The following is an 11,671-nucleotide window of genomic DNA, read 5'->3' as shown; positions in this document are numbered from 1 at the left end:
CGTGACAGCCTCCGAACGCGCACACGTCCTGCTGAACCGCGTCCGCGCCCTGCACGAGGAATGGGCGCGGCTGGCGCGCGGGCTCGACGAGGAGGCCGTGCACGCCCCGAGCGGGTTGCCCGGCTGGACGCGAGCGCATCTGTTGTCCCACCTCGCGCGCAACGCCGATGGCCTGGTCAACCTCCTCACCTGGGCGAAGTCCGGGGTCGAGACCCCGATGTACGCCGGTGAGGCGGCCAGGGACGACGACATCGAGAAGGGTGCGTACCGGTCCGCCGGGGAGATCGCCGAAGACGTCGTCGCGTCCGCGGCGAGGTTCGTCGACGTCGCGTCGACCATGCCGGACGACGCGTGGCAGGTCCGCGTGCGCGCCCGGCAGGGACGCGAGATCCCGGCCGAGTTCGTGCTCTGGCTCCGGCTCTCGGAGACCGCGATCCACCTGGCGGACCTCGATCTCGGCTACGACTTCGCCCGCGTCGCCGAGCTGCTCGGCGCCGAGTTCGAGATCGTCGTCGGCAACGCCATCGGCATGTACGGCGGCGAATTGCCCGCGGTCCTGCTGGTCGCCGTCGGCGCGGACGGGACCCGGCACGAGTGGCGGATGGGCACCGGAGAGCCGGTCACGCTGACCGGCTCCCCGGGCGACGTCCTGGCGTGGATCACCGGCCGCAGCGATGGATCCACTTTGGACGGTACCGCGCCGCCGCTGCCGCATTGGCTGTGACGGCACGGTCCACAAAGGACTACGCGCGGAACGATTCCACGCCGAACTGCTTGGCGATGTCGTCGAGCATGGCGTGCGCGCCCTGCAGGCTCACCGAGGTGAACCAGGTGGTGTCGTTGACGTCGATCTTCTTTCCCTTGAGAGTTCCCCAAAGCGGGTTCGACTGGAACTTCGTCATGGGGTTTTCGGCCTGCTTGGTCTCGTCGGTGTAGCTGGCGATGAAGATCGCCTCGGCGTCGAGCTTCCCGATCTCTTCCTGGCTCAGGTCGTTGGAGATCTTCGCCTTGTTGTCCGGCTGGCCCGCGGGGCGCTGGATCCCGGCGTCGGCCATCACGCTCCCAGGGAACGACGCGGTACTGTAGAGCCGCACCGTCGGCTCCCCTTCGATGAAGCGGACCACGGAGGCGGTCACCGGCTTGCCGAGCTTCGCCTTGACCGCGTCGCCGACCTTGCGGGCGCGCTCCTCGTAGGACTTGATCTTCTGCTCCGCCAAGGCTTCCTTGCCCACCGCCTTGCCGAGCAGCCGGACGTTGTCCTTCCAGGTGGCCCCGGTGGTCTGGCTGAACACCGTGGGTGCGACCTTGCTGAACTCCGCGTAGAACTTTTCGTGCCGCACCTTCGCGGACACGATCAGCTCCGGCTTGATGTCGTACAGCTTTTCGATGTCCGGGCTCTCGAGCGCGCCGATCTCCTTGGCGCCCTCGGCGAACTTGCGGTCATCGCCCAGGTAGTCCGGCAGCTTGTCGTAGTTGCGGTACTTCGTGTACGCCACGACCTTCGTCTCGAGCGCCAGTGCCGCGTCGACGTAGCTGGAGTCGAGCGCCGCGACGGTGGTGGGCTGCTTGTCGATCGTGGTCGACCCCATCACGTGTTCGACGGTCCGCGGGAATCCACTTTGGCCGGTGCCGGTGGAGGCGGATTCCTGTTCTGCGCCACCGCATGCGGAGAGTGCCAGGCAGGCGGTCACGGCGAGGGTGAGGACTGCGCGCCGGGGTGGGGTCATGGGTCACTCTTTCTGTGCGGTTAGGCTTTCCTAACCGGAGCATAGGATGGCGGATGTCCACAGTGGAAGTTCGTGTTGGAAAGGCGACAGCGGGCGCCCTGCTCGTCACCCTTCTGGCTGTGATCTGCGTCGCGAGCATCGCCCTCGGTGCGCGTTCGATTCCTTTGGGTGTCGTCTGGGACGCGATCTTCCATCCCACGGGTGTGCCGGATCACCTGATCGTCCGTTCGTTGCGGGTGCCGCGCACGGTGCTCGGTGTCCTCGCGGGGCTCGCGCTCGGCGCGGCCGGGGCGCTCATGCAGGGCCACACCCGTAACCCGCTCGCGGATCCCGGCCTGCTCGGCGTCACCCAAGGCGCGGCGTTCGCGGTGGTGCTCGCCGTCGTCGTGCTGGGCATCGACGACCTGTACGCGTTCATCTGGTTCGGCTTCGCGGGCGCGCTGATCGCGAGCGCCGTCGTCTTCCTGCTCGGCGCGGTCGGTGGCCGCGGCGCCACACCGGTGACGCTCGCACTGGCCGGGGCCGCGGTGAGCGCCCTGCTCAACGGCGTCATCTCCGCGATCGTGCTCGGCGACGACCGCGGGATGGAGACCTACCGGTTCTGGCACGTCGGCTCGATCGCCGGCCGGGATCCCGCGATGATCGGCCAGATCGCCCCGTTCGTGGCCGCGGGCCTGCTCCTCGCGGTGATCAACACCCCGGGCATGAACACGCTCGCGCTCGGTGACGACGTCGCCGTCGCGCTCGGACGGCGGGTCGGCCGGACGCGGCTGCTCGGGGTCGCCGCGATCACGCTGCTGACCGGCGCGGCCGTCGCCGCCTGCGGCCCGATCGCGTTCCTCGGCCTGCTGGTCCCGCATTTCGCGCGGGCGATCAGCGGGCCCGACTACCGGTGGCTGGTGCCGTTCTCCGCCGTGCTCGGCGCGATCCTGCTGCTGGCGGCGGACCTGCTCGGCCGCGTCGTCGCCTCGGACAACCTGGAGGTCGGCATCATGCTGGCGGTGCTCGGCGTGCCGGTGTTCGTCCACCTCGTCCGCAAGAAGGGCCTGGCACGGATATGACGGCTCCCAAGGTGATCTCGCTCGGCCCGGCGGCCTGGACCGTCCGGCCGAGGACGCTCGCCGTCGTGCTCTTCGCGGCGGTCGCGCTGGTGCTGGTCGCGGCGCTGAACATCGGTATCGGCACCTCCCACATCGGCCTCGGCGACGTCCTGAAGACGCTGTTCGGCGGGGGCACCGCGCGGGAACGCGGGATCATCTTCGACCTGCGGATGCCGCGCACCCTGACCGCGATCGGGGTCGGCGCGGCACTCGGGTTGTCCGGCGCGCTGTTCCAGACCATCGCCAGGAACCCGCTGGCCAGCCCGGACATCCTCGGCATCACCTGGGGCGCGGGCGTCGGCGCGGTCGGCGTGATCGTCGCGGGCGGTACCGGTGGCCAGGTCAGCGGCCTGGCGAGCACGCTGGGCGTCCCGCTCGCCGGGCTGGCGGGCGGCGTGATCGCGGGGATCCTGCTGTACGCGCTTTCGTGGCGGCGCGGGATCGACGGCTACCGGCTCGTGCTGATCGGCATCGCGCTTTCGGCCGTCGGCTACAACCTCGTGTACTGGATGCTGACCATCGGAGACGTCGACAACGCCGCGCGGGCGACGACGTGGATCGTGGGCAGCCTCGCCGACGTCGGCTGGGAATCGGTCGCCCCGGTGCTGCTCGCGCTGGCCGTGCTCGCGCCGATCACGCTGATCGCCGGGCACACCATCGGCGGACTGCAGTTCGGCGACGACACCGCGCGCGGTCTCGGTATCCGGGTCGACGGCGCCCGCGCGACCCTGCTGCTGCTCGGCGCGGCCTTGGCCGCCGTCGCCACCGCGGCCGCGGGCCCGATCACCTTCGTCGCGCTGGCCACCCCGCAGATCGCCTTGCGGCTGGTCCGCTCGGCGCAGCCGCCGCTGTTCGGCTCGATGGTCCTCGGCGCGCTGCTGACCGTCGGCGCGGACTTCGTGGTGCGCGTGACGCCAGGTCTGTCCGGGCTGCCGGTCGGGGTGCTGACGGCGATCCTCGGCGCGCCGTACCTGATCTTCCTGTTCATCCGCAGCCGTAAGGAGGAGCGCGCGTGAACGCCAGACTGCGTGCCCGGGAATTGGAACTCGGCTACGGCGAAACGCCCGTCGTGACCGGGCTGGACCTCGACGTCCTCGACGGGACCGTCACCGCGATCATCGGCCCCAACGGCTGCGGCAAGTCGACCCTGCTGCGCGCGCTGGCGCGCTTGCTCAAGCCACGGCAGGGCGCGGTGCTACTCGACGGCGAGCGCATCGACAAGCTGCCGACCCGCGAGGTCGCCAAGATCATCGGCCTGCTGCCGCAGACGCCGTCCGCGCCCGAGGGACTGACCGTCTCCGACCTGGTCCGGCGGGGACGGCATCCGCATCAGAGCTGGTACCGGCAATGGTCCTCCTCCGACGACGAGGCGATCGAGCGGGCGCTGCGGCTGACCGGGATGGAGGAGCACGCCGGCCGGGTCGTCGACCAGCTTTCCGGCGGGCAGCGGCAGCGGGCGTGGATCTCGATGACGCTGGCGCAGGAGACCGGCCTGCTCCTGCTGGACGAGCCGATCACGTATCTCGACCTGGCGCACCAGATCGACGTGCTGGACCTGGTGTACCGGCTGCACGAAGAACGCGGCACCACCGTGGTGATGGTGCTGCACGATCTGAATCTCGCCGCCCGCTACGCCGACAAGCTGGTCGCCATGCGCGGCGGCCGGATCGTCGCGCAGGGCCCGCCCGCCGAGGTGCTCACCGAGCCGCTACTCGAGGAGATCTTCGGTCTGACCGCGAAGGTCATGGCGGATCCGGTGTCCGGTACGCCCCTGGTCGTGCCGGTGAGCGCACACCTTCGGGGGTAAGGCCGCAACCTGCCCGTCGGCTGGGCGTCTAACAGGCATGGAAAGAAGGGCGTTCCTCAAACTCGCCGGTGCGACGGCGGCCGGGGTGGCCGCGACGGCGTGTTCCGCCGCGCCGCCGGCCCAGGCGCCCAGCTCCGCTCCGGGAACGTCGTTACCGCCGAGCACCGGCGTCACGCCGCCGTCCGGTCCGCCGGACTGGGCGGCGTTGCGGAACAAGGTTTCCCTGCTCTTGCCGGGGGATTCCGGCTACGACAACGTCAAGCGAGTGTTCAACCCGGCCTTCGACGGGCTCAAGCCCGCCGCGATCGCGAAATGCGCCAAACCCGAGGACGTGCAGGCTGCCGTTTCCGCTGCCGCGAGACGAGTTCCCATCGCCGCGCGCAGTGGCGGGCACAGCTACGCCGGATATTCGGTTCCCGACGGTGGCTTGATGATCGACCTCGGTGGAATGTCCTCAGTGGACGTCCAAGGTGAACAGGTCGTGATCGGCGCGGGCGCGAAACTGAAGGACGTCTACGCGACACTCGGCCGTGCGGGCCGTTGCCTGCCCGCGGGTTCCTGCCCCAGCGTCGGGATCGCCGGGCTGACGCTCGGTGGCGGAATCGGTGTGCTAGCGCGGAAATACGGCCTCACCTGTGACCACCTGGTGTCCGCGCGAGTGGTGACGGCGGACGGGGAGATCCGGACCGTGTCGGCGGATTCCGAGCCGGAGCTGTTCTGGGCGTTGCGCGGCGGGGGAGGCGGCAACTTCGGTGTCGTCACCTCGTTCACCTTCCGTACCGATCCGGCGCCGTCGGTCGTTTCGGTGTTCTCCCTGCGGTTCCCGGCGGGCAGCGCGAACGACGTCGTCGCCGAATGGCAGCGTTGGCTTCCCGAAGCTCCGCCTGAACTGTGGGCGAATGTCGTGCTGTCCGGCGGATCGACGGTCGGTGTGCGGATTTCCGGTTGCTACGTCGGCGATTCCGCTTCACTCGCCCGGTTGCTCGACCAGGTCGGTGGGACGCGGACGGTGAAGCAGCTCGACTATCTCGGTGCCATGAAGTACTTCTCCGGCAGTGAGACCCGTCAGTCCTTTGTGGCCTCGTCGCGGATACTCGAAGAACCGGTGGAGCCCTCGAAGCTGACGTCCGTCCTCAAGGGCAGGCAAGGAATGGACCTGCTGGTCGACGGTCTCGGCGGCGCCGTCGCCGACATCGCCCCGGACGCCACCGCGTTCTGGCACCGGAAGGCGATCGGGAGTGTGCAGATCTACAGCCAGGCGGACGTGAACAACCGTTCCGCGGCAACGGATTCCGTCGCGGAGGTGGTGTCGGGTCTCGGGCTGGGCGGGGGCTACGTCAACTACATCGACCCCGCCCTGCCCGACTGGATGACGGCCTACTACGGCGGCAACGTCACCCGCCTCAGGCAGGTGGCGAAGACCTACGACCCGGACAAGGTGTTCGGGTTCGCGCAGGCCGTCACCCCGGACTAGAGGTCGATGCCGGTGAAGACGGTGACCCGTTCCTCGGTGAGGTCGTGCATCGCGGCGAGGACGCCCTCCCTGCCGACGCCCGATCCCTTGACGCCGCCGTACGGCATCTGGTCCGCACGGTAGCTCGGGACGTCGCCGATGATCACGCCGCCGACTTCGAGTTCCGTCGACGCGTAGAAGGCGAGATGCACGTCGCGGGTGAACACCCCGGCCTGCAAACCGTACGCGGATTCGTTGACCGAAGCGAAAGCCTCGTCCACGCCATCCACAATGGACACTACGAGTACCGGTCCGAAGATCTCCTCGGCCCAGGCCTTTGTGGACGGTGGCACGTCGGTGAGCACGGTCGGTTCGACCGTCGCGCCGTCCCGCTTGCCGCCGGTGAGGATCTTCGCGCCCGCGGCGACGGCCTCGTCGATCCACGCGACGATCCGTTCGGCGGCGGCCTCGTCGACGACCGGTCCCACGTCGGTGTTCTTGTCGTACGGGTCGCCGGTTCGTTGTGCCCGCACGGCTTCCACCAGTGCGGGCACGAATTCCTCGGCGACCTCGCGTTCGACGATGACCCGCTGCACGGCGATGCAGGACTGCCCGGCCTGGTAGTTGCCGAAGGTCGCGATGCGTTCCGCGGCGCCTTCCGGATCCGGCCAGTCGCGGAGCACGACGGCGGCCGCGTTGCCGCCGAGTTCGAGTACGACGTGCTTGCGCGGCGCGGCGTCCGCGATCGACCAGCCGACCGGACCCGAACCGGTGAACGAGACGACCGGCAGCCGGGGATCGGCGACCAGCGCCGACGTCTCTTCGTTGCCGAGCGGCAGCACCGAGAACGCGCCCTCGGGCAGGTCCGTCTCGGCCAGGATCTCGCCGAGGATCAGCGCGGCCAGCGGCGTGCGCGGCGCGGGTTTGACGATGATCGGCGCGCCGACCGCGAGCGACGGCGCGACCTTGTGCGCCACCAGGTTCAGCGGGAAGTTGAACGGCGCGATGCCGAGCACCGGGCCGCGCGGGATCCGGCGGGTGAGGGCCAGCCTGCCCTCGCCCGCCGGATCGGTGTCCAGGCGCTGCAGGTCACCGCTGAACCGGCGGGCCTCTTCGGCCGCGATCCGGAACACCGACACCGCTCGCCGGACCTCCGCCTCGGCCCACTTGAGCGGCTTGCCGTTCTCGGCGGTGATGACTTCGGCGATCTCCTCGGCCCGGCCGGCGATGACCCGCGAAACGTGGTCGAGCGCCGCGGCGCGGCTGTGCGCCGAGGACCGCCGGAACTCCTTCGCGACGTTCGCCGCCGCGCTCACCGCTCGTTCGACCTGCTCCGGGCCGGGCACCGCGACGGTGGCGACTTCGCTGCCGTCATAAGGGTGGTGCACGGTGATCGTCGAAGCGCCCTGCTCGGGGCGTCCGGCGATCCAGGCGGGGCGCGGCTCCGGGGTGATCATGTCCATGGGTGACAAGGTATTCGAGGCGGGGCTCGGCGAGCACCTCGAGCATCGCGTTTAGCGGGCTAAACGCGATCCGGCCGTGGGCGTGAGCGATAGAGGTCGCGCAGGAGCAGGACCTCGGCGCCGTGGTGGATGGCCTCCCGGTTGATGTGGAGGACGAGGGTCGCGAGCGGGTACTCCGCATACGGGCCTTCGGCGTCGCCGCAGGGGCGCTGAAGGTCTTCGGCGGTGAGGCCGCGGACGCCGTCCCGCCAGCGTGCGTAGGCGTCGTCGAGTTGCTTCAGTGCTTCTTCGGCGGAGGCCGCGTAGGGGAAGGTCTGGTAGTCGGCGGGCGGGCCGCCGAAGTGCGACGCGTTCCGCATCGCGAAGACGCCGATGATGATGTGGGCGAGGCGCCAGGCGATCGTCGTCACCGGCGGCGGCGATGGCTCCGGATACGCCCAGTCGATCGTCGGCTTGCCGCTCTCGTCCGGCCGGATGCTCCAGCAATCGTCGACGGGTTCCCAGAGGTATTCGTCGTCGGTGAGGGTGTCCAGCCGGGGCCGGAGATGCCGCGTCCAGTGCCAGTCGAGCTGTTCGGAGAGTTCCTTGCTCCAGTCGATGCCCATGTCTCGGACGGTAGGACCCCTCGCGGTCATCCGCTGTCCTGAATCGTGAGGGGGTTGGCGGCGAGGTGACCCGGCCCACCTGGGACGATGGTGGGGAAGCGTACTGCTCTGATCTGGAGGTTTCAGGTGCCCAGTCCCACCGGTCCGGTACTCGTCGTGGACTTCGGGGCGCAGTACGCGCAACTGATCGCGCGGCGCGTGCGTGAGGCGCAGGTCTACTCCGAGGTCGTCCCGCACACCGCCACCGCCGAGGACATCCTCGCCAAGGACCCCGCCGCGATCATTCTTTCCGGTGGTCCTTCCAGCGTGTACGCGGAGAACGCCCCCGCCCTCGCCCCCGGGCTGGTCGAGGCGGGCGTGCCGATCCTCGGCATCTGCTACGGCCACCAGGTGCTCGCGCAGGCCCTCGGCGGGACGGTCGAGCCGACCGGGATCCGCGAGTTCGGCCGCACCGAGGTCCGCGTCGCCGGTGAAGGCGGGGTGCTGCACGCCGGTCTCCCGAGCAACCAGCCCGCGTGGATGAGCCACAACGACAGCGTCACCAAGGCTCCCGAGGGCGCCACCGTGACCGCTTCGAGTGACGGCGCCGCCGTCGCCGGGTTCGAAGACGTCGAACGCCGCTTCGCTGGCGTCCAGTACCACCCGGAGGTGCACCACTCGCCGCACGGCCAGGAGGTGCTCCGCCGCTTCCTGCACGACATCGCGGGCATCAAGCCGCAGTGGACGACGTCGTCCATCGTCGACGACCAGGTCAAGCGCATCGCCGAGCAGGTCGGTGACGGCCGGGCGATCTGCGGGCTCTCCGGCGGCGTCGACTCCGCCGTGGCCGCCGCGCTGGTCCAGCGGGCCATCGGTGACCGCCTGACCTGCGTGTTCGTCGACCACGGTTTGCTGCGCTCCGGCGAGCGCACCCAGGTCGAGCGCGATTTCGTCGCCGCCACCGGGGTGAACCTGGTGACCGTCGACGCGCGGGACCGGTTCCTCGACGCGCTGGCCGGGGTCACCGACCCGGAGGAGAAGCGGAAGATCATCGGCCGCGAGTTCATCCGCGTGTTCGAGCAGGCCGAGCGCGACCTCAAGGCCGAGGGCGACTACAAGTTCCTGGTGCAGGGCACGCTGTACCCGGACGTCGTCGAGTCCGGCGGCGGCGAGGGCGCGGCGAACATCAAGAGCCACCACAACGTCGGCGGGCTGCCCGACGACCTGCAGTTCGAGCTCGTCGAGCCGCTGCGCCTGCTGTTCAAGGACGAGGTGCGGCGCGTCGGGCTGGAGCTCGGGCTGCCGGAGACAATCGTGCAGCGGCAGCCGTTCCCCGGCCCGGGGCTCGGCATCCGGATCATCGGCGCCGTCGACGCCGAGCGGCTCGAGACGCTGCGCGCGGCCGACGCCATCGCGCGCGAGGAGCTCACCGCGGCCGGTCTCGACGGCGAGATCTGGCAGTGCCCGGTGGTGCTGCTGGCCGACGTGCGCAGCGTCGGCGTCCAGGGCGACGGGCGGACCTACGGGCACCCGATCGTGCTGCGGCCGGTGTCGTCCGAGGACGCGATGACCGCGGACTGGACGCGGCTGCCGTATGAGGTGCTGGAGCGGATCTCGACCCGCATCACCAACGAGGTCGCCGAGGTGAACCGGGTGGTCCTGGACGTCACGTCCAAGCCGCCGGGCACCATCGAGTGGGAGTGACCGTTCCTGGTCCGGACCTGCGTTTAGCCCCCTAATCGCGATCTGCCGCCTTTGGGCACCCAGGCGACCGGATCGCGTTTAGCCCGCTAAACGCGCTCTGGGGTCTTGGGGCACCCGGCGCGGCCCGGATCGCGATTAGCCCGCTAAACGCAGGTCCGGGCGCAGGTGGGGGCAAGGCGAAGGCCCCGGCGAGGGGCCGGGGCCTTCGGAGTGGGGTGGAGCGTGAGCGGCGCCGCTAGCGGCGGCTCTTGCGCAGCGAAGCGGCGAGCAGCATGACGCCGACGAAGATCGCCCCACCCGCCATGACCCACCGGAAGTCGAACTGCGGGAGCCACGAGGCGCCGTCCGAGAGGACGTACCCCGACACCAGCAGCGTCGCGATCCCGAAGATCAGGGTGAAGACGTCCACCCCTCGCTTGGCGGGCTGCGACGGCTGGGCCTGCGCGTTGTCGTAGTCGTACTCAGCCACGGCGCACCTCCACGTTCCCGACACCGTTCTCGACCTTCACGGTGATCTTCTGTCCATTGGTGCCCGGCGACGTGAAGTCGACGACCTCCTCGCCGACCCCCGAGCGCGACTGGCCTAGGCAGTCGATGTCGCCCGCGCCCGTCTCGCAGGAGACCTTCACTTCGGCACCCGCCGGCACGAGCACCGTCGAGTTGCCCGCCCCGTTGGAGACCTTCGTGCTCACCGACGCGCCGGCGGGCAGCTTGGTCAGGTCGACGTCGATGTTCCCCGCCGACCGGTGGTACTCCGGGAGCACCTCGGACGCCTGGACGGGCGTCGCCGTCAGGTCGCCGACGCCGCCCTTCACGGAGAAGTTCTCGAACGGGACCGTGGTCAGCGCCATCCCGACGATCGCCAGCGGCACCGCCAGCCCGATCAGCCCGCGGCCGCCCCGGACGAACGAACCGGCCACCAGCCCGATACCGATCACACCCAGGGTGAGCCCGACGACGTGCTGCGGGGTGAACCACGCCTCGCCGTCCAGCCCCAGGACGGTGCCGACCCCGGCGACCAGCACGGCGATCCCGAAGGTCGCGACACCGATCTTCGACTTGCGACCGCGGGGCGCAGGCGGCGCGGGAGGCGGCGGAGGAGTCTGCGGCGGCAGCCCGCCGGACGGCGAAGCGTTCGGCAGGTCCCAAGCGGACGGGTCGGCCGCGAGCGGGTCCCAGCCGCCCTCGGTCGCCGTCGAGGTGGAGGCCGCCGACGCCGACGCCATGGAGAACGCGGCCGTCGGATACGCCGGTGCGGGCATCGTCGGCCGGTTGAACTGCCCGCGGTTGCGGTGCAGCAGATACAGCGCGACGGCCATCAGCGCGAACCCGATCAGCCCGGTGCCGTCGGCCATCCAGCCGCCGCTCAAGGTCCAGGTGAGACCCGGGAACAGCAGGAGCAGCAGCAGCACCGCGAACGCCGGCGAGCTCGACGCGCGCCCACGGCCGATCAGGCTCTCAAACGCGGAAACGGGATCGCCCTCCTGCGGCAGGAACAGCCAGCCCAGCAGGTAGACGAAGACGCCGAAACCGCCGAACACGGTCGCCGCGACCAGCGCGACCCGGACCACGGTCGGGTCGATGCCGTACCGGTAGCCGATGCCCGCGGCGACGCCGGCGAACTTGCGGCCTGCCACCGGGCGGACCGGCCTGCTTCGCCAGAAATCCTTGACGGTCTCCTCGAAGCCGGCCGCGGGGCCGCGCTTCGGAACCTGTGTCTCACTCCCACTCATGCCACAAAGAATGCGCCCCGCCGGGCCCCGCCACATCCGGGAACGTCCCTGAGGTTTCCCCCAGCGGGAAGAGTCAGGGGTTTCCCCGATGGATCGGTAC

General features: G+C 70.1%; 11 protein-coding genes. 6 read left to right on the top strand and 5 right to left on the bottom strand.

Annotated features, from left to right (window positions below; genetic code table 11):
- Position 1: 1 nt before the first annotated feature.
- Positions 2 to 724 carry a maleylpyruvate isomerase N-terminal domain-containing protein gene (locus tag NQK81_RS19040; protein ID WP_257489227.1) on the top strand — a complete coding sequence of 241 codons (723 nt, stop codon included), beginning with the start codon at positions 2 to 4 and terminating at the stop codon, positions 722 to 724.
- A gap of 19 nt (positions 725 to 743) precedes the next feature.
- Here NQK81_RS19040 and NQK81_RS19035 read toward each other — a convergent pair whose 3' ends face one another.
- The gene (locus tag NQK81_RS19035) at positions 744 to 1,727 is read right to left on the bottom strand and encodes an ABC transporter substrate-binding protein (RefSeq protein WP_257489226.1); all 984 of its coding nucleotides are present in this window, start codon (positions 1,725 to 1,727) and stop codon (positions 744 to 746) included.
- 53 nt (positions 1,728 to 1,780) lie between these two features.
- Here NQK81_RS19035 and NQK81_RS19030 point away from each other — a divergent pair, with 53 nt between their 5' ends.
- The 4 genes from NQK81_RS19030 to NQK81_RS19015 are packed head-to-tail and all read left to right on the top strand — an operon-like array spanning position 1,781 to position 6,108.
- Positions 1,781 to 2,788, top strand: coding sequence for a FecCD family ABC transporter permease (locus tag NQK81_RS19030; protein ID WP_257489225.1), 1,008 nt, complete (start codon positions 1,781 to 1,783; stop codon positions 2,786 to 2,788).
- Entirely contained in the window at positions 2,785 to 3,843 is a 1,059-nt protein-coding gene (locus NQK81_RS19025; protein ID WP_257489224.1) for a FecCD family ABC transporter permease, read from the top strand. The genes NQK81_RS19030 and NQK81_RS19025 overlap by 4 nt, the downstream gene beginning before the upstream one ends.
- On the top strand, positions 3,840 to 4,634 hold the full coding sequence (locus NQK81_RS19020) for an ABC transporter ATP-binding protein (protein ID WP_126736626.1): 795 nt from the start codon (positions 3,840 to 3,842) through the stop codon (positions 4,632 to 4,634). Before NQK81_RS19025 ends, NQK81_RS19020 begins: the two co-directional genes overlap by 4 nt.
- Before the next feature lie 37 nt (positions 4,635 to 4,671).
- A complete protein-coding gene (locus NQK81_RS19015) occupies positions 4,672 to 6,108 on the top strand; it encodes an FAD-binding oxidoreductase (protein ID WP_257489223.1) in 1,437 nt (478 codons plus the stop codon).
- Here the strand turns inward: NQK81_RS19015 and NQK81_RS19010 are convergent.
- Positions 6,105 to 7,550 (bottom strand): aldehyde dehydrogenase family protein, encoded by a 1,446-nt coding sequence (locus NQK81_RS19010; protein WP_257489222.1) that lies wholly within the window; start codon positions 7,548 to 7,550, stop codon positions 6,105 to 6,107. The two genes, NQK81_RS19015 and NQK81_RS19010, sit on opposite strands and share 4 nt — an antisense overlap.
- Before the next feature lie 59 nt (positions 7,551 to 7,609).
- A complete protein-coding gene (locus tag NQK81_RS19005) occupies positions 7,610 to 8,155 on the bottom strand; it encodes a DinB family protein (RefSeq protein ID WP_257489221.1) in 546 nt (181 codons plus the stop codon).
- A 126-nt stretch (positions 8,156 to 8,281) separates the two neighbouring features.
- On the opposite strand from NQK81_RS19005, the gene guaA reads away from it, so the two are divergent.
- Positions 8,282 to 9,838 (top strand): glutamine-hydrolyzing GMP synthase, encoded by a 1,557-nt coding sequence (gene guaA / locus NQK81_RS19000; protein ID WP_257489220.1) that lies wholly within the window; start codon positions 8,282 to 8,284, stop codon positions 9,836 to 9,838.
- Between the two features lie 235 nt (positions 9,839 to 10,073).
- Here the strand turns inward: guaA and NQK81_RS18995 are convergent, their stop codons facing one another.
- Complete coding sequence (locus NQK81_RS18995; protein WP_257489219.1) at positions 10,074 to 10,307, bottom strand: hypothetical protein; 234 nt, start codon at positions 10,305 to 10,307, stop codon at positions 10,074 to 10,076.
- On the bottom strand, positions 10,300 to 11,571 hold the full coding sequence (locus tag NQK81_RS18990) for a PspC domain-containing protein (RefSeq protein WP_257489218.1): 1,272 nt from the start codon (positions 11,569 to 11,571) through the stop codon (positions 10,300 to 10,302). Before NQK81_RS18990 ends, NQK81_RS18995 begins: the two co-directional genes overlap by 8 nt.
- Between the last annotated feature and the right edge of the window lie 100 nt (positions 11,572 to 11,671).

The sequence above is a fragment of the Amycolatopsis roodepoortensis genome (assembly GCF_024628825.1).
Classification (GTDB): Bacteria; Actinomycetota; Actinomycetes; order Mycobacteriales; family Pseudonocardiaceae; genus Amycolatopsis; species Amycolatopsis roodepoortensis.
This window is presented reverse-complemented; position numbering and strand designations above follow the sequence as displayed.